This window comes from Paenibacillus sp. LS1 (genome assembly GCF_026013365.1).
Taxonomy (GTDB): Bacteria; Bacillota; Bacilli; order Paenibacillales; family Paenibacillaceae; genus Paenibacillus.
In genome coordinates this window covers 274,396-298,839 of the sequence record NZ_JAPDOE010000002.1, presented here as the reverse complement: position 1 = coordinate 298,839, position 24,444 = coordinate 274,396, and the positions used below count along the sequence as shown (strand labels likewise).

The 24,444-nt window shown below is 39.7% G+C and carries 32 protein-coding genes and 1 pseudogene; 31 read left to right on the top strand and 2 right to left on the bottom strand.

What is annotated here, in order from left to right:
• Positions 1-35: 35 nt before the first annotated feature.
• The 4 genes from OM416_RS10715 to OM416_RS10700 all read left to right on the top strand — a co-directional run bounded on the left by OM416_RS10715 (position 36) and on the right by OM416_RS10700 (position 3,130).
• Positions 36-476 (top strand): ribonuclease, encoded by a 441-nt coding sequence (locus OM416_RS10715; protein WP_264929197.1) that lies wholly within the window; start codon positions 36-38, stop codon positions 474-476.
• Between the two features lie 14 nt (positions 477-490).
• Positions 491-766, top strand: a complete 276-nt coding sequence (locus OM416_RS10710) for a barstar family protein (RefSeq protein ID WP_264929196.1) — start codon at positions 491-493, stop codon at positions 764-766.
• A gap of 248 nt (positions 767-1,014) precedes the next feature.
• The gene (locus OM416_RS10705) at positions 1,015-2,304 is read left to right on the top strand and encodes an MFS transporter (RefSeq protein WP_264929195.1); all 1,290 of its coding nucleotides are present in this window, start codon (positions 1,015-1,017) and stop codon (positions 2,302-2,304) included.
• A gap of 133 nt (positions 2,305-2,437) precedes the next feature.
• Positions 2,438-3,130, top strand: coding sequence for an ArsR/SmtB family transcription factor (locus OM416_RS10700; RefSeq protein WP_264929194.1), 693 nt, complete (start codon positions 2,438-2,440; stop codon positions 3,128-3,130).
• 187 nt (positions 3,131-3,317) lie between these two features.
• On the opposite strand, the gene OM416_RS10695 is transcribed toward OM416_RS10700, so the two are convergent.
• Positions 3,318-3,884 (bottom strand): TraR/DksA C4-type zinc finger protein, encoded by a 567-nt coding sequence (locus tag OM416_RS10695; protein WP_264929193.1) that lies wholly within the window; start codon positions 3,882-3,884, stop codon positions 3,318-3,320.
• 199 nt (positions 3,885-4,083) lie between these two features.
• On the opposite strand from OM416_RS10695, the gene OM416_RS10690 reads away from it, so the two are divergent.
• The 10 genes from OM416_RS10690 (at position 4,084) to OM416_RS10645 (ending at position 12,395) form a co-directional block, all read left to right on the top strand.
• Entirely contained in the window at positions 4,084-4,461 is a 378-nt protein-coding gene (locus OM416_RS10690; RefSeq protein WP_024630343.1) for a DivIVA domain-containing protein, read from the top strand.
• A gap of 51 nt (positions 4,462-4,512) precedes the next feature.
• A complete protein-coding gene (locus OM416_RS10685) occupies positions 4,513-4,947 on the top strand; it encodes an Rrf2 family transcriptional regulator (protein WP_264929191.1) in 435 nt (144 codons plus the stop codon).
• Positions 4,948-5,164: 217 nt separating this feature from the next.
• The gene (locus tag OM416_RS10680; RefSeq protein WP_264929190.1) at positions 5,165-5,662 is read left to right on the top strand and encodes a metallophosphoesterase family protein; all 498 of its coding nucleotides are present in this window, start codon (positions 5,165-5,167) and stop codon (positions 5,660-5,662) included.
• A 330-nt stretch (positions 5,663-5,992) separates the two neighbouring features.
• Positions 5,993-6,907, top strand: coding sequence for a sugar phosphate isomerase/epimerase family protein (locus OM416_RS10675; protein ID WP_264930680.1), 915 nt, complete (start codon positions 5,993-5,995; stop codon positions 6,905-6,907).
• Complete coding sequence (locus OM416_RS10670) at positions 6,904-8,076, top strand: Gfo/Idh/MocA family protein (protein ID WP_264929189.1); 1,173 nt, start codon at positions 6,904-6,906, stop codon at positions 8,074-8,076. The genes OM416_RS10675 and OM416_RS10670 overlap by 4 nt, the downstream gene beginning before the upstream one ends.
• 58 nt (positions 8,077-8,134) lie before the next feature.
• Positions 8,135-9,232: a Gfo/Idh/MocA family protein gene (locus tag OM416_RS10665; RefSeq protein ID WP_264929188.1), complete on the top strand. Its 1,098-nt coding sequence runs from the start codon at positions 8,135-8,137 to the stop codon at positions 9,230-9,232.
• Between the two features lie 309 nt (positions 9,233-9,541).
• The gene (locus tag OM416_RS10660; protein WP_264929187.1) at positions 9,542-9,931 is read left to right on the top strand and encodes a DUF6979 family protein; all 390 of its coding nucleotides are present in this window, start codon (positions 9,542-9,544) and stop codon (positions 9,929-9,931) included.
• A gap of 194 nt (positions 9,932-10,125) precedes the next feature.
• Positions 10,126-10,434, top strand: coding sequence for a hypothetical protein (locus tag OM416_RS10655; RefSeq protein WP_264929186.1), 309 nt, complete (start codon positions 10,126-10,128; stop codon positions 10,432-10,434).
• 189 nt (positions 10,435-10,623) lie between these two features.
• Complete coding sequence (locus tag OM416_RS10650; protein ID WP_264929185.1) at positions 10,624-11,619, top strand: phosphotransferase enzyme family protein; 996 nt, start codon at positions 10,624-10,626, stop codon at positions 11,617-11,619.
• A gap of 326 nt (positions 11,620-11,945) precedes the next feature.
• Positions 11,946-12,395 (top strand): hypothetical protein, encoded by a 450-nt coding sequence (locus tag OM416_RS10645; RefSeq protein WP_264929184.1) that lies wholly within the window; start codon positions 11,946-11,948, stop codon positions 12,393-12,395.
• A 220-nt stretch (positions 12,396-12,615) separates the two neighbouring features.
• On the opposite strand, the gene OM416_RS10640 is transcribed toward OM416_RS10645, so the two are convergent.
• Complete coding sequence (locus OM416_RS10640; protein ID WP_064639839.1) at positions 12,616-12,903, bottom strand: hypothetical protein; 288 nt, start codon at positions 12,901-12,903, stop codon at positions 12,616-12,618.
• A 171-nt stretch (positions 12,904-13,074) separates the two neighbouring features.
• On the opposite strand from OM416_RS10640, the gene OM416_RS10635 reads away from it, so the two are divergent.
• The 17 genes and pseudogenes from OM416_RS10635 to OM416_RS10555 all read left to right on the top strand — a co-directional run bounded on the left by OM416_RS10635 (position 13,075) and on the right by OM416_RS10555 (position 24,401).
• The gene (locus OM416_RS10635) at positions 13,075-13,278 is read left to right on the top strand and encodes a helix-turn-helix domain-containing protein (RefSeq protein ID WP_064639837.1); all 204 of its coding nucleotides are present in this window, start codon (positions 13,075-13,077) and stop codon (positions 13,276-13,278) included.
• Positions 13,279-13,483: 205 nt separating this feature from the next.
• Positions 13,484-13,885, top strand: coding sequence for a DUF4279 domain-containing protein (locus OM416_RS10630; RefSeq protein WP_264929183.1), 402 nt, complete (start codon positions 13,484-13,486; stop codon positions 13,883-13,885).
• Between the two features lie 161 nt (positions 13,886-14,046).
• A complete protein-coding gene (locus tag OM416_RS10625) occupies positions 14,047-14,646 on the top strand; it encodes a hypothetical protein (protein ID WP_264929182.1) in 600 nt (199 codons plus the stop codon).
• Positions 14,647-14,900: 254 nt separating this feature from the next.
• Positions 14,901-15,638, top strand: a complete 738-nt coding sequence (locus tag OM416_RS10620; protein WP_264929181.1) for a barstar family protein — start codon at positions 14,901-14,903, stop codon at positions 15,636-15,638.
• Positions 15,639-15,977: 339 nt separating this feature from the next.
• Positions 15,978-16,403: a hypothetical protein gene (locus OM416_RS10615; protein ID WP_264929180.1), complete on the top strand. Its 426-nt coding sequence runs from the start codon at positions 15,978-15,980 to the stop codon at positions 16,401-16,403.
• Positions 16,404-16,593: 190 nt separating this feature from the next.
• Complete coding sequence (locus OM416_RS10610) at positions 16,594-17,220, top strand: Type 1 glutamine amidotransferase-like domain-containing protein (protein ID WP_264929179.1); 627 nt, start codon at positions 16,594-16,596, stop codon at positions 17,218-17,220.
• A 57-nt stretch (positions 17,221-17,277) separates the two neighbouring features.
• Positions 17,278-18,039, top strand: coding sequence for a nucleotidyltransferase domain-containing protein (locus OM416_RS10605; RefSeq protein ID WP_264929178.1), 762 nt, complete (start codon positions 17,278-17,280; stop codon positions 18,037-18,039).
• Between the two features lie 441 nt (positions 18,040-18,480).
• Positions 18,481-18,831, top strand: a complete 351-nt coding sequence (locus tag OM416_RS10600; protein WP_264929177.1) for a hypothetical protein — start codon at positions 18,481-18,483, stop codon at positions 18,829-18,831.
• A gap of 180 nt (positions 18,832-19,011) precedes the next feature.
• Positions 19,012-19,242 carry an NUDIX domain-containing protein gene (locus tag OM416_RS10595; protein WP_264929176.1) on the top strand — a complete coding sequence of 77 codons (231 nt, stop codon included), beginning with the start codon at positions 19,012-19,014 and terminating at the stop codon, positions 19,240-19,242.
• Between the two features lie 76 nt (positions 19,243-19,318).
• Complete coding sequence (locus OM416_RS10590) at positions 19,319-19,861, top strand: GrpB family protein (protein WP_413775788.1); 543 nt, start codon at positions 19,319-19,321, stop codon at positions 19,859-19,861.
• Between the two features lie 208 nt (positions 19,862-20,069).
• Positions 20,070-20,723 carry a DUF4304 domain-containing protein gene (locus tag OM416_RS10585; protein WP_264929175.1) on the top strand — a complete coding sequence of 218 codons (654 nt, stop codon included), beginning with the start codon at positions 20,070-20,072 and terminating at the stop codon, positions 20,721-20,723.
• A 188-nt stretch (positions 20,724-20,911) separates the two neighbouring features.
• The gene (locus tag OM416_RS10580) at positions 20,912-21,556 is read left to right on the top strand and encodes a lysozyme inhibitor LprI family protein (protein WP_264929174.1); all 645 of its coding nucleotides are present in this window, start codon (positions 20,912-20,914) and stop codon (positions 21,554-21,556) included.
• A 205-nt stretch (positions 21,557-21,761) separates the two neighbouring features.
• Entirely contained in the window at positions 21,762-22,229 is a 468-nt protein-coding gene (locus tag OM416_RS10575) for a hypothetical protein (protein ID WP_264929173.1), read from the top strand.
• Positions 22,230-22,296: 67 nt separating this feature from the next.
• Entirely contained in the window at positions 22,297-22,833 is a 537-nt protein-coding gene (locus OM416_RS10570) for a hypothetical protein (protein WP_264929172.1), read from the top strand.
• A gap of 144 nt (positions 22,834-22,977) precedes the next feature.
• Complete coding sequence (locus tag OM416_RS10565) at positions 22,978-23,544, top strand: histidine phosphatase family protein (protein WP_264929170.1); 567 nt, start codon at positions 22,978-22,980, stop codon at positions 23,542-23,544.
• Positions 23,538-23,711: pseudogene (locus OM416_RS10560) on the top strand (DUF4180 domain-containing protein); the annotation flags it as partial. The gene OM416_RS10565 and the pseudogene OM416_RS10560, both read left to right, overlap by 7 nt.
• Before the next feature lie 147 nt (positions 23,712-23,858).
• A complete protein-coding gene (locus OM416_RS10555; protein ID WP_264929169.1) occupies positions 23,859-24,401 on the top strand; it encodes a chloramphenicol phosphotransferase CPT family protein in 543 nt (180 codons plus the stop codon).
• Positions 24,402-24,444 lie beyond the last annotated feature (43 nt).

The following is a 24,444-nucleotide window of genomic DNA, read 5'->3' as shown; positions in this document are numbered from 1 at the left end:
CGTTCATCTACTATGAGGATCGGGAGGCAGGATTGATGAAAAAACTACTATCAACCGCTTTACTGGCATTGTTGTTAACGTTCGTTTTCTTCACAGGCTCACAGTTCACCCCAGCCCCACAGCAGAAGGCATCTGCTGCAACATGTACCATCATCAATACGTTTACGGGTGTAGCAAACTATTTGAGTGCAAACGGAACGTTACCATGTAACTTTATTACCAAATCACAGGCAACAGGACTCGGCTGGGTAGCTTCACAAGGAAACTTGGCTGTGGTCGCTCCTGGGAAAAGCATCGGTGGAGACACATTCGGCAATCGCGAGGGGCTTCTGCCAGCAGCGAGCGGACGTACATGGCGCGAAGCGGATATCAACTATACTTCCGGCTTCCGTAATTCGGATCGCATTGTGTATTCCAATGATGGGCTCATCTACAAAACGACAGATCACTATGCATCATTTACACGTTTAAAATAGAGGAAGGGGCAGTCATGAATATCGTGATTCTGGATGGAGAAGACTTTGCGAGTAGTGCTGAGCTTCATCAGCAATTAAAGGACAAGCTGGCTCTGCCGGATTTTTATGGCGGTAATCTCGATGCATTGTGGGATTGCCTGACGGGTACGATTGAACTTCCACTTGAGTTGAAATGGACCAACTACCGAATCAGCGAAGAACGCCTGGGAAATGAAGCAGACCAGGTACGTGATTTAATGTTGGAGGTACAGGCTGAGCAGTCTGGATTTCAATTGCGTGTTGAGAAGTAGGCAGAAAATGAAGGCAGTTCAAATACGATCAGCCCAACCTAACAGACCACATATGGTCTGTTTTTTTGTGTTATAGGGGATTGTTCAGAAAGTCTGTTGTTGATTACGAATCAACTGAAAGAAGAGCGAGTGTTTTACTTTGCTTACTTGACGTTAAAATTATTTTCACGGAGGTATTGATTTCTGCATAATGTGCGTTAAAATAAAATTAACATGAAAAATATTTTAACGTTAGGGAGTGGAAAGCCATGAATGATAGCACAGCAGTTGGCAAGCAAGGCATAGGTGAATTAATACGAATCAGGCCATATATGCAATTTATGCTCAGTAGAGTTGTATCGAGATTTGGTGATTCCATTGATTCGATTGCATACAGCTGGATGGTGTACATTCTGACCGGTTCGAAAGTGTTGATGGGTACGTTGCTGGCTGTGAATTTCTTACCTAATATCCTCCTGGGTCTGTTCGCCGGTGCTTTGGTTGATCGCATGTCTCCAAAAAAAGTGATTGTGATTACCAATACCGGTCGCGGATTATTCGTTGGGATTACAGCTCTGTTGTTCGGATTGGGGCAACTCGAAGTGTGGCATCTGTTTGTCATCACGATTCTGAATTCTTTGCTGGAATGCTTCACTACTCCTGCGGAAGTGTCCAGTGTGCCCAGATTGCTTCCCCAATCGATGCTGCTCTCCGGTAATGCCATGTCGTCTTCCGCAACCAGAGTGGCAGAACTCGCAGGACTTGCAGTGGCTGGTGCACTCATTGCATCAATAGGCATTGCCTGGACGATCTTGATTGATGCTGGGTTGTTTGCGCTAAGTGCTTTAATTATGAGTCGAGTAGACTATCCTGAAGGTTCAACATCTGCTAACAATGAAAATAAAACATCTACTGAAATAGATTCTCTTCCATCCGAAAAAAGGAGTATATTCTCCGAGATGGCGGAAGCCTTTCATTTTCTCCGTAAACAGGCCTTATTGCTAATCGTCTCCATCCTGTTTGCTTTCGTTAATTTCTGCCTGATGCCGTTCAATGTTCTTCGTACACCGTATGTCATTGAAACGCTGCATGCTGGCGCTTGGGGATTAAGTCTGCTCAGTGGGCTGATGGTGGGAGGCATGTTGCTGAGCGGTGTGTGGTTGACACAAAGGGGAGCAAATTATCGTAAAAGTGTGCTGGTCATCAGCGGTATTGTTATGTTGGGTCTCAGTTATGCGATGACGGCACTCCCGGCTTATATGACGTCCTTCCAACTGCCGGTTGCAGCGACCTTTTGTCTACTGATGGGTATGGGGATTCCAATGGCTACGACACCGCTGGCTACCTATCTTATGGAAGTAACCCCTTCAGAGATGCTAGGCAGAGTGTATGCCCTCCAGAGTATGCTTGTCTTGAGTGTTGCACCACTTGGAAGTCTGGTTTCGGGAGCACTTGCAGATTGGATGACCATGCCTGTTCTGTTTATCGTCTTCGGTATTATGCTTGCCATGTCAGCAGGTATGCTGCTATTTAGCAAAAGTTTTCGAACTGCGTTGTGAAGTACATTCAGAAGCGATCATTATCCGATTTTATGTAGCATGTCATCTCCGTCTTGTTTTGACCGAAGCCCTGACACAGCGGTATAATAGAGACATCGATGGGCAACAGGTACCCCGGAAATGAGGAACAGGGATGCAGCACAAAGTTCTTTCCACAATTGAAGAAATTAAAATTTACTCCGATCCGTATCGGATACAGATTATGAATATGTTTAACAAGCAAGGCAGACCATCTACTGTCAAAGAGATCGCCGATCAGATGGGTGAGGTACCAGCCAAAGTGCACTATCATGTGAAAAAGTTGGAGAAAATTGGTCTGCTCACCATCGTTTCCACGCGGGAGATTAATGGGATTATTGCGAAGTACTACGAACCATTTACTGGAGAGATCCATCTTCGACATGAAGATGAAGACAAGGAAAACTCACCATTAAAACAGGTGTTTCGGTCCGAAACGCTCAAATTATTAAATGAAATGTTCGAACAAAGTCGTCAGCGATTCATGCATCAGGCGGAAAACGAAGACCGGATGTTTCTCTCGGATATCACGTTGTATGCAACTCGTGAGGAAGTAGAGCAATTGTATAAGAACATCATAAAACTCTGTGAGCCCTATACAACGAAAGAGAATCAACAAGGGGAACATGAGGTCTTTCAGTTATTCTCTGCCCTCTCTAAACCTATAGTGAAAATACCTGTGTCTAAGACAGATGCAAAAGAGAAAAAGAAAGCTACCTCCGGTAAGGACAAATCAACTTCGAAAACGTCCCGATCTGTTTCTAAACGGCAGGATTCTGCATCATCGGGTAGTGAGTCGGAAGAATAACGGTCGGAATAAGTGTTCAGCGTTATCGCTGGAAACAAGCAACGGCAAACGTGGCAGACCACATTCGAGAAAACTAGAAAAAGCCGCCATTGGCGGCTTTTAATGCGTGATAAGACAGGATAACGGTGGTAAATCCTATTGAATCAGCTTTAATTTTGACGCATAACCGTTACAGTCTATAACCACGTTACATGTTCTCATTGTAGTCCTTCACATCACGTTTGGCTGCAGTGGCGGGGGAGTTGGATGTGCCATATTCTTCGACCGCTTCCCAAGCATCTGCATTGTCGAACTTGCCGGCGTTACGCTGTCTTCCTTCTCCAGCACCACTTGGAGGCATGGTCATTACTTCTTCTTCAACGGGCCGATCGTTGCTGATCTCCCGGTTAGGCGTGTCATCAATACAGTATGCGGTATAGGGGATAGCCTCAAGTCGTTCGAATGGAATATCTTCTCCGCACGTTACACAAGTTCCGTATGTACCTTGTTCCATACGTTCCAATGCGTCGTTCACTTGATTGAATTCGTCTGTTAATGTATCGTCGATCGCCAGATCACGGCTGCGTTCAAATGTTTCGGTACCGGCATCTGCCGGGTGGTTATCGTATGAGGACAGCTCACCGGTTGAATCTTTCAGCGACTGGGCCGGAGCACCGTCTTCCATGCTGGATTCAAAATGACGCTGCAAGTTTTCGCGTTGCTCCAAAAGGGCGTTTTTCAGTTCTTGACGTTGATCTTTGGTTAAAGTACTCATAAGGACATGCTCCTTTCCCGTTGTGGGGTGTATGTGTCCTTACCCGAATCGGATGAAAAGCAATCATTTTCGTGAGGAATAGGGTCGTATCATTTTATATCTGACGGATTATGTGTTATAAAAAATAGAGAGAGAAAATGCCGTACGTTTTTCACTGGAAAAATGAACCATGGCTTGGCTTATAATGGAGGTTGTCAATATGGATGAACATATGAAACGAAGATTGGATAAACAAAGACAATTGTTCAAACAATTGGGTGTACAGCTAGATGCATTATCGATTCATGAAAAACAATTCAATTATAAACTTCGTGGTTATGATCCGGATGAGGTGGACGCCTATCTTGACCTGGTCATCAAAGATTACGAACGTTTCTATGCCAATATTGCAGATCTGATGGACAAATGGCAAGAGCAGCAGTTAACGATCCGCGATCTTAAGTCATCCGCGAAACCGGTGGAAGATCCGACCAAGATTGATCGCAAACAGCTGGATGATATTGTGAAACAACTGGAATACAGTGTGCGACAACTCAAGATCAGAGCACGTCCCGAACAGGATCTGTTCTCTGAATGATGTCAGCATGTCTAGGATGATCTTTAAAATGTTTAAAAAAGGTGGTTAATCATGAGTACTCATTTTTCGGTCAGTGTGCATTGTTTGTTGTTATTGTCACTCAGCGCGCCTGAACGAATCACGTCTGCACATATTGCAGGTAGCGTGAATACCAACCCTGTGGTCGTGAGACGGATTCTGGGCGGGCTGAAAAAGGCAGGATTGGTGAATTCCTCTCCTGGAACAAGAGGCTTCTATCTGGCGAAGCCATCAAGTGAGATTACATTAGCGATGATCTATCAGGCAGCCAAGGATGAAGGTCCACTGTTCCCGATTCACGGCAATTGTAACCCTGATTGTGAGGTGGGCTTGCATATAGACAGCCTCTTGACCAATCTGTATCAGGTTGCAGAGTCCAAGGTGGAGCAGTTCTTCGCATCCATTACCCTTGAAGATATGGAACGTTCCAGTTCCCAGATGTTAGCTGTCCCATCGCAGGCAGAGTAGATTGCAACAAAGACAAAAGTGAATGTTCAAAAAGGGTGGTTTTCAGTACCAAGAAGATGGGATGAAGCTAGAAATGGAGTAGCGGAGCGTAGGAAACTACGTGAGCAACGGACATTTCGGCTGAATTCCATATTCGATGCTGCGATGCCGTTAGGTATCCTTCGTAATCAAAAGCGGACTTTTTGAACGACCTCTTAAAGGAAAGGTGGGTTGTTATATGAGAATTGTAGTAATCTCCGACACGCATTGTTCACGAAAATCACGCAAGTTACCAACTCAACTCCTTGATGTATTGCCGAGCGCAGATCTCATTCTTCATGCCGGTGACTGGTCGGATTGGAGTGTACATCCATTGCTTAGTGAGTATGCACCTGTTGAAGGGGTAGCTGGTAATACGGACCCGTCCGAAATCGCTGAAAAACTGGGATATTCCCGCATAGTTGAAGTGGAGGGGCTTCGTCTGGGTCTTGTGCACGGTCATCTAGGGTCAAAGGGTACAGAGCAGAATGCAATTCATACCTTTGCAGGCCAGCATGTGGATGCTGTGATCTACGGACACTCACACATCCCGGTTATGCATACCGTGGACAACACACTGGTATTTAATCCGGGGTCGCCTACGGATCGGCGTTTTCAGAAGCAATATTCATTTGGCATCATGACGATAGATCAGGGAAAAATACAGGCTGAACACGTGTTCTTTGACCGGGATTAGAGAGAGAGGCACGGGTTGCAAATTGGACGAGTACAAGAACCAGCTACTGAAATTGCGCCTGGATAACTGATAGGGAACCTTTTCCTCAAACATCCTATATATAATTATTGTACAAGGCATCTTTGAACAGAATTGAATCTGTTCCAAGGATGTCCTTTTTGATTTGAGAACATATCATCCTCTTGGGAAGTTATCTCTGAATGGGGAATGTGCCCTGTTCGTTATCTGTCATTCATCTGTTGGTGTTTTCCCCTATGGTGACGTTCAGTGGAGTGATACAATGCCTTTACGACATAAAATGAATGCGTTTACATAAGGAGATGAATCATGATGAAACTGTCTGTATTCACCGTGGCTACCCCTGATCTGAATGCAGAAGAATTGGCATCGGCTGCTGCAGCAGCAGGGATCGATGGAATCGAGTGGAGATTCCGCGGAATTCCTGAAGATGCGATATCCGAGGAGCCTTCTTATTGGAGAAATAATCGATGTTCGGTAGATCCGAGCCGCTGGCAGGAACAGATTCCAGTTTTTCGTGAAGCGGCGGAAGGGCAAGGCAGAAAATCCATCGCACTGGTGCCGTATCTGAACTGTGGAGATTTGTCTGCAACCGAGCAGGCGTTTCAGGCTGCGGCTGGGCTGGGAGCATCAATGATGCGTGTGGGTGTTCCGGGATATGATCGCAAGACCAGCTATCCTGAATTGTATCGTAAAGCCGTTCAATACCTGAGTGAAGTACAGGAGCTGGCTAAACAGTACAACATCAAGGCCCTCGTAGAAACGCATCATCAGACCATTGCACCAACGGCATCACTGGCCTATCGACTTGTGCAATCGCTGGACCCGCAGCATGTGGGTGTATTGTACGATCCAGGTAATATGGTGCATGAAGGATATGAGAATCATCGGATGGGACTTGAGTTGTTAGGACCTTTTCTGGCTCATGTACATGTAAAAAATGCCGGGTGGTTTGAAGCAGAAGGGAAAGAATCACAAAAGGCTAATGTGACTGGGAAGAGCAGCGGAGTGAATCTGAATACAGCCTGGAAATGTCACTGGACGCCGCTGACTGAAGGCATGGTCGATTGGGTACAGATGGTGCGGGATCTTCGTGCCGTCGGGTATGACGGATACTACGGAATTGAGGATTTTAGTGGTGCCTTGGAATCCAAGGCGATGTTACAGCATTTTGCAGACGTTTTCGCCGAAATTGAGCGTCGTGTGGACGAGGAGGAGCAGTCATGAGTATCGTAAGAGTAGCGGTTATTGGTATAGGAAACATGGGAGCAGCACATGCCAGAACGTTGGTGGCTGGAGAAGTACCCGGTGCAGAGCTGGTCGCCGTATGTGATGTAAGAAGAGAGATGGAGAGCTGGGTATCCAGTCATCTTCCGGCAACGGTAACCTATTGGCAGGATGCTGAGCAGATGATGGCTTCGAGTACGATTGATGCAGTCATTATTGCAACGCCGCATTACGATCATCCGGAACAGGCCATTCAGGCTTTCCAGCATGGCTTGCATGTCATGATCGAGAAGCCGGCCGGTGTATATACGAAACAGGTACGCAAGATGAATGAAGCGGCCGCAGCCAGCGGTAAAGTCTTTTCCATGATGTACAACCAGCGGACCAACCCACTCTACATTAAACTGAGAGACTTGATTGCTTCGGGAGAACTGGGCGAGGTACGGCGTACTAACTGGATTATTACGAACTGGTATCGATCCCAAAGTTACTATGATTCCGGCGGCTGGCGGGCAACTTGGGCAGGAGAAGGTGGCGGTGTACTGATTAACCAGGACCCGCATCAACTGGATCTGTGGCAGTGGACCATTGGTATGATGCCGGTACGAATGCGTGCTTTCTGTTCGTTTGGCAAGTATCGGAACATTGAAGTGGAAGATGATGTAACGGCTTATGTGGAGTATGAAAATGGAGCAACTGGTGTTTTCGTAACGACTACTGGTGAAGCACCAGGTACGAACCGATTTGAGGTCAACGGAGACCGAGGTAAAATCGTGATCGAAGACGGAAAACTTACGTTCTGGCGACTTCGGGAATCTGAGCCTGAATTCAATCAGCGGTTTACCGGAGGTTTTGGACAGCCAGAATGCTGGAAATGCGAAATTCCGATTACAGGTGTGGAAACGGGGCATCCGGGTCTGATTCGCAACTGGGTTGACTCGATTCGTACAGGCGCACCACTCATTGCTCCCGGTGAAGATGGTATACACGGATTAACATTATCCAACGCTATGCTGCTGTCTACTTGGACGGATAACTGGGTGGATCTGCCGATCGACGAGGATCTGTTCTATGAGCATTTGCAAGAACGCATTGCTGGTTCCACGACAAAGAAAGACAAGGCATTCAGTGGCAGTCAACCTGCTGATTTGAGTCAGACGTTTAAATAAAGACGATTTGTTAGACGAATTCATTTTATTAAAAATTTTATAATGGGGATGGGATGACATGGCTAAAGACGGGATGTTCTATGCACCGAAAAGTGTCACAAAAGAGGTCGTATGTGGTCCGGGTGAGTTCACCATTGCAGCTGTAGCCTTGGATCATGGGCATGTCTACGGCATGGTTGGGGGATTGTTGGAGGCCGGGGCTACCCTCAAATGGGTGTATGATCCAGACCCGGCGAAAGTAGAGGCATTTCGAAAGCAGTTCCCACAGGCTCAAGTCGCAGCATCGGAAGCTGAAGTGCTTGCAGATGATGAGGTGTTGCTGGTGGCAAGTGCAGCGATCACTTCAGATCGTGCACCGCTTGGCATGAGAGTATTGGCCGCAGGCAAGGATTATTTTACAGACAAAGCCCCGTTCACCACGCTGGAGCAATTAAAGCTTGCACGAGAAGAAGTGAAGCGAACAGGCAAGAAGTATATGGTATATTACAGTGAACGACTGCATGTAGAAAGTGCGATCTATGCGGGGCAGCTCATTGAACAAGGGGCAATCGGCAAAGTAGTGCAAGTTATGGGCACAGGCCCGCATCGCTTAAATGCTGGAGGAAGACCTGACTGGTTCTTCAAGCATGAGCAGTATGGCGGCATTCTCTGTGATATTGGGAGTCACCAGATCGAACAATTTCTGACGTTTGCATCATGTAAAGACGCTGAGGTAGGCTTCAGCCGGGTGCATAACTTCAATCACCCACAGTTCCCTGAACTGGAAGACTTCGGCGAAGCTTCTCTGATTGGTGATAATGGAGCTTCCGGTTACTTCCGAGTGGACTGGTTCACACCGGATGGTCTGGGCACATGGGGCGATGGGCGTACCGTTATTCTGGGAACGGACGGTTATATCGAGTTGCGGAAGTATATCGATGTAGCGAGAGAACCGGAAGGTGATCAGGTCTATCTGGTAAACCATGAAGGCGAGTTTCGCTACAGCGTGAAGGGCAAGGTCGGTTATCCGTTTTTCGGTCAGCTGATTCGCGATTGTCTGGATCGAACCGAGACAGCCATGACGCAGGAACATGCATTCAAAGCGGCAGAACTTTGTCTGATTGCACAGCATAAAGCGATGAGCGAGCGTGTTGTGTGGAGTAGCGGGGCGAAGTAAATGTTTTAGGTGAAGGGGAGCAAGGGGAGAAAAGTTTGATCACTGAAGGTTATAGGCGATTCTTCTATTGTTGAGTGTGGAAAGAGCAGCCCAGGTGTGAACTGCATCCTACGTGTTAGTTATATAGCTAACATATAGGACAGTTTACTCGGGCTGCTTTTTTGAGTACGTTCGTGACTTCGCAGATGGATTAATATGGGTTATATTATATGTAGTTCGGATATTCGTTAAAAAGAGAGGTATTTACGAAGTTCGTAGATATGATGTTAGCCAAAATTATTGTGAATGTAAAAAGAAAGAAGGATTAGTATGGGGAAATATGGTGAGGCAGCTGTAAGAACCGTCAAATATCTTATTGAACATAAACAAGATAGTCCAAAGAAGGCTTGGGAAGAAGTAACAATACAAATATTTGGTGAAGGTAGCTCTTCACAGAAAAAAGGATGCCCGGAAAACACCTTTTTAGGATTATGCGAAGAAGGTTTACTCGAAGGCATTCCAAGTGGAATTTACACAAATTCAAAAAAGAATAAAGGATACGGGTTAAAGGCAGTAAAAATATTGGGTGAGATTGATAATGATAAGGACATAAATCAAAGAGCATTATGGAAAGAAGTAATTGGAGATCAAGACATTAAGTACAATTCACAAATGGATGTCGTTCTGGCTTTATGGAGAGAAGGGATGATAAGGCTTTGAGTGGTTAACTCGAGGAAGACAATAACTTCGGCTAACATAATATTCAAGCCATGGCTCCGTTGGAGCCTTGGTCTGCGGGGATGGATTTCGGAGAGGGATTTCAGCAGACAACCCCTTCGGGGTTCATGAATACAGGAACGTTATATGACATGGGCTTAGAGAGTATAAAAAAATAAACAAAAGGAACTGATTACATGCCAAGGTTGTACTGTCCATGCGGAGATTTTATACATAACTTAAGTAATATACCTGACGATGGTTTTCTGACTGTAAGAGATAGAGACTACGAAGAATTATTGGAAACAGAAAATAATAGGAGTATTTTAAGTGAATTACAACCAAATAGTGAAACAAAAGAATGGAAAGAATTAATTATTTCTGATGAAAGAATTATTAATTTAACTGAAAGAATTTATGAATGTCCTGAATGCAATAGACTTATGTGGATGAAGAAGAATGGAATGGTCAATATATATGAACAAACCAATAGAATAAAATATTAAATAAGAACCAAATGTTTGAAAGCTATTCATTGAAGAGCCCACGTCATATAACATAATATTCATGCTGTGGCTCCTTCGGAACCTTGGTCTGCGGATGGATTTCGAGGAGGAATTTCAGCAGACAACCCCTAGGGGGTTCATGAATACAGGAACGTTAGGCGAAATTGCGAAGAGAAAGGAAGAAACTTTATGGAAAAGCATGTTAAAGAGCTTTTTACCTGGAAAGTGCTTAATGAGGCGGCTCAAAAGTTTAATATTGTTGAATCAAGTCTTCAAGATTTAGAAGGATTTCAAAACTTTGTTTATTTTGGGAAGTCAAATGAAACAAGTGTTGTTCTCCGGGTAACACATAAATCACATCGAAGTGAAGAAGAGATTTTATCTGAAATTGATTTTATTAATTACTTGTCTAAAAATAATGTATCTGTTTCAAAAGCTGTGAACTCTATTGATGGGGGATTTGTAGAGAAAATAGATAATGGGGAATTTTATGCAACTTCTTTTGAGTTTTCTAGTGGACGAAAGGCTAGAATTGCTGAAGAAAGCAATTTGTTCTATCAAAGAGTTGGTAATTATACAGGAAGAATGCATAATCTTTCAAAGAAATTAAATCCAATTGATGATTTAAACAGGAGACAATGGCATGAAAAAGAGTTCCTTATCAATATGAAAAAGTATTTACCCGCGGAACTATCTTATGTAATTGACAAATACGAAATTCTGAAAAATGAACTCAGCCGGCTTCCCAAGAATACTGATTCATATGGAATTATCCATGGAGATTTAAATCATGGGAATTATTTGAACATAGACGATGATGTATTCTTTATTGATTTTGATGAAGCCGAATACAGTTGGTTTGTTAGTGATATTGCTATTCCTTTATTCTATGAAATTCCGATCCCTTGGGTAGTAGATGGAAAACAAAGGTTAGAGATAACCAAGAGGTATTATTATAATTTCATGGATGGGTATGTAAAAGAAAATACAATTGATAATGCATGTTTGAAATTAATACCTTATTTTATTAATCTTAGACAGTTTGGAGTAGTTTCAGCGATTTATAGAAGTTATAATTTTCATAATTATAACAACTGGAGTGATTGGGACAAGGAAGCATTGAAATTTTATTTGAATAATATCGAGAAGGATATCCCTTATATTGAAATGGATTTTTGTAAGTAGTTCAATGCGGCATCGCCTAACATTATATTCACGCTTCGGGGCTTACGCCCTTTGGTCGTCCAGATGTATAATCATAGGAGATAACCCGACCCGGACGACACACGAGCCGACCTAAGATAAGAGTTATCTAAGGTCGGCTCGCGTCGTGAATACAGGAACGTTATACGACAATTCGGGAAAGTTGGTGAAGAACCATTTATCAGATATTTCAAAAGGAGTTTCAAAATGCGATATTTGAAGATGACGTTTATCTTCGTCCAGTCATCACAAAAGAGACCGGTGAAGACTTAATCGTTGAGTTCCATGTTTTTTTATATTTTACCGATTTGTTCATTCAAAAATGGGAAGTTGAATTTAAACAAGTTAGAGATTATAAAATTACTTTAGATTTTATTGAAGATATAGAACTGGAGACTAATCATCCATTATTACTCGAATATCTTGAACCAACGAATGAATTATATTTCAAAGGGGTATCAAATGAAGTTTTTAAAGTCATTGGAGAACTATTAATTGAACATCAAAAAGTGACAGACAAATGGATTGAATTTCAACATTTTATGAATGGATCACTTGAATGGCTCCTAAACCAACAACAGGGACTTCTGGCCAAAGGACCAGAGACAATTATTAAAACATACAAGGAAGTGCTAGAAAGGAATCATCTTAATCCAAACATAATACAACTCAAATCAGATCATGAAGAATTAAAAGTAGCAATATTAGGAAAGTCATTTGTCATATGTAAGGACTTAGGATTCAAGAAAATTTTGTAGTGTAATCGTGGTAGTCCGAATCGTCGTATAACAACATATTCACGCAGTGTGGCATTCGCCCCCTTGGTCTGACTGGAGATTTAGCAGGAAGCGCATGCAGTCAGACAACCCTGCAAGCCTAAGTCTTCGACCCACTCCCTACCGTCGTTTAAGGCTTTCGGGTTCGTGAATACAAGAACGTTATACGACAGAATCAAATGAAAAAAGAGCCGTTTGGCGCTCAATTAGAGGTTACATTTAATTCATTATGTAATTGAAGAGCATCCTTAAAACCTTGTAAGTAGATTTCACGTTCTAGGATTGTTTGAACAGAAAGATCTGCATCATCGTAAAGAAATAGAGTTTTATGCATATCCTGAGGTAGAAGTTCATGTAACTGTTTGAAGTAAAGATTCCGATCGGATGAGAATTGATTATAGATGGAGTTGTTCTTGAGAAGATCGCTATATAAGGCTTCAATTCGATTACGAATCAACGAATCAAGTAAGACTTCTAAAGAATTGTGCATGAATGATCACCGTCCGTTATATTTTATTTTACGAATAAAAATTTAACTTGTTGAACATTATTTTATCATAATGAAATTCTTAGTCAAGACATATCAAAGATATTTTTGATTAAGAAAATATACTTTCATATAATTAAAGAAAAATTCAATTCGGATATGAAGGGATACCAGATGATAAGTTATAAACCATTTCAAAAATTACTGATTGACAGGGATATTAAGAAACAAGATTTATTAAAAATGACGGGGATTTCATCGGCAACGATGGCAAAACTTAATACGAATGAGTATGTATCGTTAGAAGTAATTGATAAATTATGTACGGCATTGGGATGTCAGCCTGGAGATCTATTGGAACATAAAGCAGATCAATGATGGGATGAGATATCTGCTGGTTACTCAAAGATGGGATTCCGTCGTATAACATAATATTCAAGCTGCGGCTCCTTACGGAGCCTTGGTCTGCTGGAAGTATTTCATGGGAGCGCTTCAGCAGACACATTCAACTACGTTGAATGTCATGAATACGGGAACGTTAGGTGAAATCCTGCGGAACATATAAATTGAGGAGAATTTCAAGATGGAAAGAACAAATGTAAAAGTCGAATTCAGTATATTTGGCGATCAATTTGACCCCAATATCATTACAAACACATTATTAATTAATCCTACAAGAGCATGGTTTAAAGGCGATCCAATACGAAGAGATCTAGTTCGTAAGGAAACTTGTTGGGAAATATCCACAGACTATGAAGAGTCTTTTGATATCAATGATCAAATCAATAAGGTTAAAGCTTTAATTCAGGATCAAAAAGATCAAGTCGTAAAGTTAATTGAACAGAACAATCTTGAATGTAAGTTCGAAGTTGTAATTAATATTGAGAACAACGTAAAGCCTGCCATGTATCTAAATAAAGACACAATAAAGTTTATTTATGATCTAGGGGCAGAAATTGATTTTGACTTATACATTTATAGCTAAGACCTTATGCGAGAAGACTCAAAGAAGAGCAGTACATCACCTAACATAATATTCACGCTGCGGGCATACGCCCTTGGCCCGTCATACGCCGGACACCCGACATGCGTCGGGTCGTTAATACAGGAACGTTAGGTGAAATTTCTGAAAATGGAGGAACTAATTTGTGGGATAAATTAATACAGCTCGATGGTGAAACATTAAAATCAGTAATTTCGCTTTTCGCGTTATTTTTTTCATTACTAGCTATAGTAATTACTTTTTGGAATGTAAATAGACAACGAGTTGCTAATCTAAAGAATGACACTGAAAAATTTAAAAGAGAATTAAATCTAAAAACATGTGATGAGTTAATTGAAAAGATATTTAGTGCTAAACAACTGCTGCAAAGGACGCGAAGTCTTGAGGGACAATTAAGGTGGATGATATTTGGAGCTAAGTCGCAAGAAGAATTTAATGAAGATTTATGGGGGATTATTGAAGATAAGAGCATAGAGGATTTATGGCTGTACATTCTGAAGAGAGAAATAATTCTTAAAAAGTACAAGGTAGATTGTGAAAAACTGTATAAGGAATGGGATAGATCTACACAAGAAATTTGGAAATTTAAGAACTTTTGGATTCCAGGGAGAACAGATCAAGAACTTTTTGAAGAAATCATAAAACCTAATGAGGTAGCTGAACCTTTAATTGAACTAACTGAAAAATTACAGAGACAGATTCAGAATGATTTTTTAGGTCATATTTATCAAAATAAGATTTGAAATATAGACCAGTTATGTTTATGAATGAAGTCAGAAACATCACCTAACATAACATTCCTGCATCGTCGCTGACGCTCCTTGGTCGCCAAGGGGGATTTCGAAGTAGTGATTTCATGCGACACATTCAACCAGCTAAGTCTGACGACCCGGACCTACGGTCCTTAAGCTGCTTGAACGCCAGGAATGCACAAACGTTATAAGAAATCGGCGTAAAGAGTAAATCATAATTAATGAAAATACATAGGAGTAAATCTATGAATTACAAATATAGTCTATTCGACGAGGATGGCAGTTTAATTATCGGACATTGCGATAATATTGCTGGATTATTAGAAACGAACATTAGTGAAACTGCGGATGGGGATTACTACGATCTCAGTTTTATTAATTTTCATTTCAGCGCTGACTTTAAACAGATTTGCTCAAACCGAAAGTATCCCATAAGTAATTTATACATACTTATTTTAGATCATTGTGGTAATAAGATAGGTAATTATTATTTTGTATTGAATACTCAGAAAGTATTTACTTCTTCAGATTTAAAAGATGGGCGAGATGTTAATATTGCTGGTTATCTTCCAATTGCTCTTTCTATGGAAATTCTAAGACTCTGGGATCTTGGTAGAGAGTTAAAACAAAACAATATTTGGTCTCAATTTACTAACCACCAGCGCGAGATCTGGATGGGGATAATCAGAAATCGCAATAATTGTTGTAAAATCTCCAGTAATATTCAGGACATTAATCAAACGTATTATGTTGATGGTCGAAATATCACAGATAAGATTTCTTTTTATTTTGCGCTGGGTGAATCCATCAATGGCCCCGGGGGGTATTTCGGCGGATGTCTGGACAGCTTGTCAGATTGCTTGTGCGGAGGCTTTGGTGTGAAACCACCTTTTACGATTGAAATCAATGGATTTGCTGAATGCGAAATAATTGAGAATATTTTAGAAGTGCTTATCGAACATAATGTTACAATCAAACTTTAAAACTAAAAATGATTTTTTGAAAGTTAATCGAAGAAGACACCCACATCTTATAACATAATATTCACGCTGCGGCTCCGATGGAGCCATGGTCTGCGGGAAGGATATCAAAGAGGGATTTCAGCAGACAACCCCTTTGGGGTTTATGAATACAGGAACGTTAGCTGAAATTAATGAAGAAACTTAATAAACCTTTACTAACTTCCAGAAAGGATAAACATGTATAAGTTAATAACTTTATTGATTTTAGTAGTTCTGTTGGGCTGTTCGGATAATACGCGAAGGAGCTCCGAACAAAATGATGCAATAAATGATAGTACTTTGAAGGAGGAACTTAATGAAATGTATACCTATAAAGCTATGACTGAAGAAGATGAAACATTAGGATCCTCAAAATTTCTGGATACAAGCATTATTGCGGGTGAAGAAAGTGCGAAGTTTAGAGGATCGCTTCTTACTTTGTTTGGTGAACCGTTATATAAGTCAGATAATGCTGAAGATGCGTACTATTATTTAATTGAAGTAAGCGATGATACAAGTAAGTGGTACTTTACTGTTTATGAAGGTCCTTCAGGACCTGCGATTGGTTATGATGAAAAGGAAAACCAAGCAACCGCAAGGGAAGCCTCCAAAGCTTTGCTAGAGAAAATTAAAGAAACCACACCTTCTGATTTTAATGAAGTCATATATTACGAAGACTTTGACTCGAAAATTACATATGGATGTAAGAATGGAGAATGTTTTTATAATGAAGAAGAAGGTCGTTAGAACTCGAAGGTATTTCATAGGAGTCATTAACTCCAGCTAACATAATATTCACGCTGCGGGCATACGCCCTTGGTCCGACGGACACCCGACATGCGTCGGGTCGCTAATATACAAAGTTAGTAGAAATCAGGTGAATGCTTAATTAAATCATAAAGATTAGATAAACTATTAGTTAAGGGCGGGGATTTCAATGAGTAGATTGTTACTAACCTCTTGTGGTTTTTATACTGAAGATATTAAAAATCAATTTCTGGAGTTTATTGATGGAGATATTTCTAAATTAAAAGTCTCAATTATTACAACAGCATCCCCTTCAAAAGAAACGAATAGATATGCACAAAGAGCATTGCAAGAGTTTAAGGACATGGGATTTCAGCATATCAATTTTGTAGATATAGAATTTGATGATCCGCAAATTCTCTTACATAGAGATGTTATATATATCAATGGTGGGAATCCATGTACATTATTGTATTATGCTAAGAAAAGTGGTGCTGATGGAATTATCAGAACGCTGGCCGCACAGAATGTAATTATCGTTGGAGTAAGTGCAGGAACGTTATTACTGGGGCCGAGTATTAACATTGTCGATTTCTTTACTCCACAGATGAACACCATGAATTTAACGGATTTTAAAGCATTAGGTGTAACCGACAAACTTATTTTTCCTCACTATGATCGAGAGGACATATTTAAAGATAGTACTAATAAAACAATTGAAGAGAGAATAGTAGAATTTGAATGCAATGAGAACTGTAAAGTGACAAGGCTTAAAGATGAAGAATATATCTCAATCTTAATAAACCAAGCACATTGAAAGTTGTAAATTCATTGAAAATAACTCGAAGAAGCTCATAGTTTAGGAGGAGTCTATATGATATTAGAAAAAGTTATAAATAGAATTGCAATACAAAGTGAATATAAGGATTTGGTTGATAAGTATATAGGTCATATACTTAACGAATTTAAAGGTAAGATTCATAGTATTTATATGTGTGGCTCGATTCCAAAAGGAACAGCTAAACCTTATAAGTCAGATGCAGACTTTACTATTGTATGTGCAAATCCCGAAGATATTGATTACGAAAGATTGTCAATGATTAAAGACAGGCTTTTGGAAGAATATCCATTCGTCACTAAGATGGATACGATCATTTGCTCGATTGATGATGTATTAAGTAGACCGAATGATTGGGGTTTTTGGATTAAGATCATTTGTGTTTGCATACATGGGGAGGACATTGGTGAAAAAGTACCCCCGATCATAATTTCTCCAGAATTCATTTTAGACTTAAATACAGATACCAAGGAGGAAGTAGATCGTGTACATCGTTCACTTTCTAATGTTAGTGATCACTCAATGAAAACTAGATATATTAAAGGGTACTCTAAGAGATTAATTCGTGCATTATACTCTTTGATTTTAGAAGATACAGGGGTATGGGAAGATGAAATCATTAAGATGAAGAATGCCATATTAAACTATTGTGAGATTAACTCCGCTTTAGTTGAGTATCTATATGCTTGTTACCTGGATAGTAGCAATGTACTTGTTGAAGAGTTTTTGAGAATTGCAGATGAAGTATATCACTATTTTGAGAACGCCTTACATACAATGGCTGCCTCAAGAAATTAATTTGGCTAAAAATATATTGACGATACTGATGACTCGGAGAAGCGAGTGACCACATCCAGCCCCCTAAGCCCGTCGGGACGTCACTGAATTTAGGTGTTCCGCAAGCCTCACAACTATAAGGAGCAACTCTAAGGGGTCAGGACGTCGTCAATACAAAACGATGTCCATGGCTTGGGCATGACCCGTCTCCTAGAATTCAGTATTTTGATGATTACGCCTTAGTATGGTCAGATGATCCGGTAAGCATTAAGTTTACCTATAATGAACTGGTAGAAAGCCTTAAGAAATGCAAAAAGGACTTATTAGATTTATAGAAGAACCATTATATAAATGGATTAAGGTAAGAATAGGAAATCAACAAAACCTATGTAAAATCGAAGAAACAGTAAGCCAGAAACAATTCAATCTATTTAAAGGTATAAACGAAGAGGTGACGATAAGATGTCTGATTTTCTTTTATATGACTTTTTACAAATATATTCCGATGAGAATTATATCAAGAAAATAAAAACCATTGATATTGAACAATTCGTCACTCAATCGTTGGGGTTTAAGAAAATAAGTAACTTAAAGTTCTCCAAAATCATTTATGGTGAGTCAGTAGTAGCTACAGGGATTTTGGTTAATACTAATGGCGGCTATGCTTTTGATACGTTAGAGGGCGTAGAGGAGATTAACTTAATCGAAATCGATATACCGTTAATGATTGATATTAAAATAGAAAAAGCGATCTTAGAGATTGCAAATACGATAGCAAGTAAATACTCATGGATAATAGAAGAGCGTAGATAATAAATGAATTTTTGAGTGACTTAATCAGAGAAGATGTTCACATGCTATAACATAATATTCACGCTACGGACATTCGTCATGGGCCCGGCATAAGCTGGACACTCAGCGTTCGCTGGGTCGTGAATACGGGAACGTTCTGAGAAAGTGATGTAGACATTGTATGGAGGGAGACTATTCTAGATGATTCGAAATACAGTACGAGCATTGATTATCCAGAATGACAATCTTTTATTAATAAAGAAAAGAAGAGCAAATATAGGTATTTATTATGTACTGCCTGGAGGAGCTCAAGAAGAGAACGAAACATTGGAACAGGCTTTAAGTCGCGAGTGTATGGAAGAGCTGGGTATTGAAATATCGAGTAGTGGGTTAGTTTGTGTAAGAGAATACATATCGCCCTTCACTGGCTAAGTCCGTCGTACCTGCGCTTACGCGCTTAAGCCAGTGAGGGTTCGTAAATACTTTATTTTTTGGGGGCATCTCAAGGATAAGTAAAAAAACAATAATTATTGAAGATTACAACAATCAATGGCCTGAAATGTTTTCTGATCTGAAATCCATCATAGAACATATACTCGGAGAACTAGTACTAAGAATTGAGCACGTTGGTAGTACCGCAGTACCTGGACTAGCGGCAAAACCTATTTTAGATATTGATGTAGTAATTGATTCTATGGACTTGCTTCCAGATGTAATTCAAGGATTAGAAAGTTTAGGTTACTATCATGAAGGTAATTTGAGTGTTGAGAACAGAGAAGCTTTTGCAAGAAAAGATGCAAATGTTCCTTATAGCACAGTAAAAATACAGAAACCTGAACATCATTTATATGTTTGTAATAAAGAGAGCAAAGAGTTATTAAGACATATATCCTTCAGAGATGCATTAATTGGCAATCCCGAATATGTAGTCAAATATGCCAATCTAAAGAAAGAACTTGCTATTAAATATATAGAAAATCGTCAGTCTTATACGGATGGGAAGACCGAATTTGTAAATAAAGTACTTAATGAATATGGAAAGAACTTGTAGGTTGCTCAATGGGACTAAAACATCCGATAACTAATATTAACGCTGCGGAGCTAACGCCCCTTGGTCTGCCAGAGATATTTCGAGGAATTCGTATCAAACAGACAACTCCTACGATGCTAGGTCTTCGACCCAGTCGCTTGTGTTCTTTAAGCTCTCGGGTTTGTGAATAAAACAACGTTATCGGAAATCTCACAAAGGATATGAAAACGTGAATACTAAAGATTTTAGAAAGCTAATTAGGGTGTATTTTGCTCCAAAACTACATGAGGTTGGGTTTATGGGAACCGATCATCATTTTGTTAAGACAACTGATCATCACTTTATTTATACTCTGGTGATTCAGGCAGATAAATCCGGTGGATCTTGTGTTATGGAGATGGGGGTGCATCTAGATTTTCTCCCTAATTCTATTGGTGAATTTAAGTCTTCAAATGAAATCACGACCTATGATTGTGAGTTCAGAAAACGTCTTAATAAAAATCCAAATTGGTTTAAGAGATTTTTTTCAGTGGAACGTGAAAGATGGTTTCAATACGGAGAAACAGACGATGATGCAATAGTTACTATAAATGAAATGAAACAGTTATTTTTGGATCAAGGAATGAGTTATTATTCTCAATTCAATGATTTCCCTAGGATGATTACATCAATTTCATTAGCCGAGATAATATCTGGATCTAAGAAAATTGAAGATTTTGGAGCTCCACTTGATTTAAGGTTGGTTTTGTTAATTGCACGAACGCATAAATTTCTAGGTAATGATAGGGACGCGAAAGAATATGCTCAATGGGGATTAAATAATATTGGGAAAGCAACAGGACTCATTAAGGACTTTGAGGGCATAGTTCGAGGGAGTTTGTGAGACATCATATCCGTGCGTGCTTCGGAGCCTTAAGGCTCCTCAGTCCGCCGAAGGGGAATGGCAGGGAAGTGTATTCAGCGGATACATCCGTACAGACTAACCGCATCTCGGCCGCTCCCATTGGTTGCTTAAGTCAGTGGGACGTTGTGGATACAGTAACTTTATGCGCCATTAAAGGAGATTAATTTATGAAAGGTAAGATACTCTTATTATTTTTTATTACGATAGTGTTTTCATCCTGCCAAAATAGTAGTCAATTGACTACCTTGAACAGCGAAACTAAATCAATAATGAATTCTGAACTGCCTCCTGATGTAGTGAGTACACGTAATGGAACGGAATTGAAAGAAATAACTGAAGGTCGATCAGATGCTTCTAACAATGAAGTGTTATCCATGAGCATTGGGAACTATGAATTGAAAGGAGAATTTTATGATGAAATGCTTCGAAATCCTATAGATCATGATTATGAAGTGGAATTTAATGAGGCTCAAAATTCAAATGAGATTATTACAACAATGGGATGGGGGGCGTTGGAAAGCAAATATACAGAGATTTGGAATAAAGAGTTGAATCAAATATATAAAAAGCTTCTTTCTAAGTTGGATGAAGAACCAAGAGAAGCACTAATTGAATCGCAGAAAGAATGGTTACAGTATCACTTAAAGGAAACAAAATTTGTAGAGAAGACATTTAGTTACCTTGGATCAAAAGGATCGGTAAGCCTAGGCACGGTTATACGGGAGAGAATTAGGGAAAGAACGATGCAATTATTTGAATATCGATATTTGTTAGATGGTGAAGTTGAGTTTTTATACCAAAGTAAAAAATAGAGTTGAAATCTTAATCACAAGTTTTAGGTGATGCTTCGAAGAGAGTAACGGCGCATAACATGTATTCAAGCTGTGGGATGGATTAGGAAGAGGGAATTCAGCAGACACCCCTTCGGGTTTATGAACACAGGAACGTTATCGTGAATCAGCAACCATATAAAAAGGATCTATTTGGGTGCATATAATTTTGTCAGGAAGTGATTGGGTGAATAAAGAAATTCTACTTGAATGGGATAAGCAGTATAATGCGATGAAACGTACGAAAGATCAATATTGGAAGACTTATAGGAAATGGCGTGATGAAAACAAAGACGACTATCACAATACTTTTATGGGCAAATTATATGATGAATATATAACTATTCAAGAGCGTGCTATATATCTGAAATATAGTTTTAACACAACAGAAACTGTGGTATTTTGTTCGGTTAATATATTTTACGTAGAAGAACATATAGGAACCTATGACATAGAGTTCTTTTTGAATGGTGAGATTGCTGATGATTATCTGGATTTTGGGGACATGTTACTTAAAGATAGGATTACTAAGGTGAAGCATAACTTGAAGGTTGCAAGAAGGGCTCTGAAACTAGGATTTGAAATATCAGACATTTCTAAAATTACGGAAGTCCCACTTGAGTATTTAGAAATATTAAAAAAGAAATATAGTTGAACGTTAGACGAAACTCTTGAAATTGGAAAAAAACATCCAGTGATTTACTCCAGGAGGCTGAGGAACAATGGGAATTAAAAAGCCTAAGATCATTGCTATTGCAGCAGTATCAGGGGGAGGGAAAACCACTATTACGTCACGTCTAACCCAAGTGCTAAATAATTCGACGATCTTATATTTCGATGAGTATGATTTAAAAGGACCCGACGATGTTGTTAACTGGGTTGAGCGAGGCGCTGATTGTAATGAGTGGAACCTAGAGCCACTAATTTCTGATTTGAGAAATCTTATTTCTTCAGAAGGAACGGAATTCATATTGTTGGATTATCCATTTGCAAGGTTACACGACAAATTGAAAAATATTGATCTGACTATTTTCATAGATACACCTCTTGATATAGCAATGGCAAGAAGAATATTAAGAGATTTTAGTAACAAGAATGCAGAAGCTATTTTAGATGATTTAAGTCTTTATTTATCTGGCGGGAGAAGTGGATATGAAAGTATGTTGAAGACAATAAAACCAAATTCAGATCTGATTATTGATGGTCTATTACCTACTGAGGAAATAGTTAACATCATATGTGATAGGATAAAGAGCTGATATCAAGTATATTCGAGCCTGCCAAAGAATCGCCTCACAACCTATCTATGCAGCGTCGCTAACGCTCTTTAGTTTGTTCATGGATAGGGAAAGAGCGAAATTAGACAGGGTAACGTAATACAGCAGCATTTCAAGGAGGATTATATGAAGACGACCATCTATATGGTTAGGCATGCTGAATCACCATACGATGAAGGAAGCGAAATTACTAGAGGACTCACTACGAAGGGCAAGAGGGATATTGAAAAAGTTACTGAAATACTTAAAGTAGAAGGAATAGATGTTATTATATCCAGCCCATATAACCGAGCAATCCTTAGTGTTGAGGGGTTGGCACAATACTTTGAATTAGATATCAAAACATATGAAGATCTAAGGGAAAGGTTTTTTGCTGAAGAAACTATTGATAACACTGAGTTAATGTCAGTTATTAGAGATAAATTTAATGATTTTGATTATTCTTTACCAGGTGGGGAGTCTAATGCTGATTGTCAGAATAGATCGATATCAGTGATTAAAAACATATTAAAAGAACACGCTGGGAAGAAAATAGCTATTGGAACACATGGAGTTGTAATGACTTTGCTGATGAATTATTTTGATTCAAGTTATGGTTTAAATTTTTTAGATCAATTAAAGAAGCCAGATATTTATAAATTACGTTTTGAAAATGTTGAATTAATAGATGTAATAAGACTGTGGAAGGGATAGTCCTTCAAAAGTTCATTAACTACCAAACCAAGATCGCAATCATTGGTGATTTTTCGAGTTATTCGAGTAAGAGCCTTAAGGATTTTATATATGAGTGCAATAATGGAAAAGATATATTCTTCCTGCCGAATGAAGATCAGGCTATTGAGAAACTAAGCAAGGCTTAAGCGAATTCACTCGGTGTATTCTGAAAGCGTTCTATAATGACATTCCTTCCTATTTCGATGCTCATTGGTATGGAGCAGTATCAAATCTATGTCTTCCACAGTAATACTTTTATTAAACATACTCTATGTAAAAGGAAGATGATTACGATGGAAAAAGGCAAAATTATATTTTTGAATGGTGTAACCAGTTCTGGTAAAACTTCAATCGTAGAAGCAATGCAAGACTACTCTGAACCATTTTTCTACGTTGTGGCTAATGATCTTTTTGAAAATACAATCGGAGATAAACATCTCCAGACGGATTACTGGAAGTACCTTAGTGAAGCCATCATTATGATGTATCACACGGCAAAGTTATTTTCGGATAGCGGGAAGCATGTTCTGATCGATGGCATACTTGTCGAAAGACCTGAGCTCACGCCACATTATGAACAAGTCAAAAACATTTTTGACGGGTACCCATTGGATATCGTTGAGTTATATTGTCCTTTGGACATTTGTCGTCAGCGGAATATCGAACGTGGGGATCGAAGAGAAGATCAATCAGATGAGCAAAATAAAATCATGGCACCCAACATTCACTATAGTTATTCGGTTGATACGAGTGTGAATACACCGGAAGAGTGTGCAGAAATGATTATTACTTCCCTATTCAAACCACGTCATGGAACATTGGAAACTAACAAATAATACACAACGAAGCTGGGGCATCCAATAACATGGTATTCCAGCT

What these genes read in the sequence shown, in the direction of transcription:
- OM416_RS10610 (WP_264929179.1), top strand. Translation starts at nt 16,594, where the DNA reads ATGAGTAGATTGTTACTAACCTCTTGTGGTTTTTATACTGAAGATATT.
- OM416_RS10670 (WP_264929189.1), top strand. Translation starts at nt 6,904, where the DNA reads ATGAGTATCGTAAGAGTAGCGGTTATTGGTATAGGAAACATGGGAGCA.
- OM416_RS10555 (WP_264929169.1), top strand. Translation starts at nt 23,859, where the DNA reads ATGGAAAAAGGCAAAATTATATTTTTGAATGGTGTAACCAGTTCTGGT.
- OM416_RS10660 (WP_264929187.1), top strand. Translation starts at nt 9,542, where the DNA reads ATGGGGAAATATGGTGAGGCAGCTGTAAGAACCGTCAAATATCTTATT.
- OM416_RS10600 (WP_264929177.1), top strand. Translation starts at nt 18,481, where the DNA reads ATGTCTGATTTTCTTTTATATGACTTTTTACAAATATATTCCGATGAG.
- OM416_RS10690 (WP_024630343.1), top strand. Translation starts at nt 4,084, where the DNA reads ATGGATGAACATATGAAACGAAGATTGGATAAACAAAGACAATTGTTC.
- OM416_RS10620 (WP_264929181.1), top strand. Translation starts at nt 14,901, where the DNA reads ATGAATTACAAATATAGTCTATTCGACGAGGATGGCAGTTTAATTATC.
- OM416_RS10630 (WP_264929183.1), top strand. Translation starts at nt 13,484, where the DNA reads ATGGAAAGAACAAATGTAAAAGTCGAATTCAGTATATTTGGCGATCAA.
- OM416_RS10580 (WP_264929174.1), top strand. Translation starts at nt 20,912, where the DNA reads ATGAAAGGTAAGATACTCTTATTATTTTTTATTACGATAGTGTTTTCA.
- OM416_RS10675 (WP_264930680.1), top strand. Translation starts at nt 5,993, where the DNA reads ATGAAACTGTCTGTATTCACCGTGGCTACCCCTGATCTGAATGCAGAA.
- OM416_RS10680 (WP_264929190.1), top strand. Translation starts at nt 5,165, where the DNA reads ATGAGAATTGTAGTAATCTCCGACACGCATTGTTCACGAAAATCACGC.
- OM416_RS10655 (WP_264929186.1), top strand. Translation starts at nt 10,126, where the DNA reads ATGCCAAGGTTGTACTGTCCATGCGGAGATTTTATACATAACTTAAGT.
- OM416_RS10595 (WP_264929176.1), top strand. Translation starts at nt 19,012, where the DNA reads ATGATTCGAAATACAGTACGAGCATTGATTATCCAGAATGACAATCTT.
- OM416_RS10640 (WP_064639839.1), bottom strand. Translation starts at nt 12,903, where the DNA reads ATGCACAATTCTTTAGAAGTCTTACTTGATTCGTTGATTCGTAATCGA.
- OM416_RS10615 (WP_264929180.1), top strand. Translation starts at nt 15,978, where the DNA reads ATGTATACCTATAAAGCTATGACTGAAGAAGATGAAACATTAGGATCC.
- OM416_RS10685 (WP_264929191.1), top strand. Translation starts at nt 4,513, where the DNA reads ATGAGTACTCATTTTTCGGTCAGTGTGCATTGTTTGTTGTTATTGTCA.
- OM416_RS10565 (WP_264929170.1), top strand. Translation starts at nt 22,978, where the DNA reads ATGAAGACGACCATCTATATGGTTAGGCATGCTGAATCACCATACGAT.
- OM416_RS10695 (WP_264929193.1), bottom strand. Translation starts at nt 3,884, where the DNA reads ATGAGTACTTTAACCAAAGATCAACGTCAAGAACTGAAAAACGCCCTT.
- OM416_RS10700 (WP_264929194.1), top strand. Translation starts at nt 2,438, where the DNA reads ATGCAGCACAAAGTTCTTTCCACAATTGAAGAAATTAAAATTTACTCC.
- OM416_RS10635 (WP_064639837.1), top strand. Translation starts at nt 13,075, where the DNA reads ATGATAAGTTATAAACCATTTCAAAAATTACTGATTGACAGGGATATT.
- OM416_RS10705 (WP_264929195.1), top strand. Translation starts at nt 1,015, where the DNA reads ATGAATGATAGCACAGCAGTTGGCAAGCAAGGCATAGGTGAATTAATA.
- OM416_RS10605 (WP_264929178.1), top strand. Translation starts at nt 17,278, where the DNA reads ATGATATTAGAAAAAGTTATAAATAGAATTGCAATACAAAGTGAATAT.
- OM416_RS10710 (WP_264929196.1), top strand. Translation starts at nt 491, where the DNA reads ATGAATATCGTGATTCTGGATGGAGAAGACTTTGCGAGTAGTGCTGAG.
- OM416_RS10570 (WP_264929172.1), top strand. Translation starts at nt 22,297, where the DNA reads ATGGGAATTAAAAAGCCTAAGATCATTGCTATTGCAGCAGTATCAGGG.
- OM416_RS10650 (WP_264929185.1), top strand. Translation starts at nt 10,624, where the DNA reads ATGGAAAAGCATGTTAAAGAGCTTTTTACCTGGAAAGTGCTTAATGAG.
- OM416_RS10715 (WP_264929197.1), top strand. Translation starts at nt 36, where the DNA reads ATGAAAAAACTACTATCAACCGCTTTACTGGCATTGTTGTTAACGTTC.
- OM416_RS10665 (WP_264929188.1), top strand. Translation starts at nt 8,135, where the DNA reads ATGGCTAAAGACGGGATGTTCTATGCACCGAAAAGTGTCACAAAAGAG.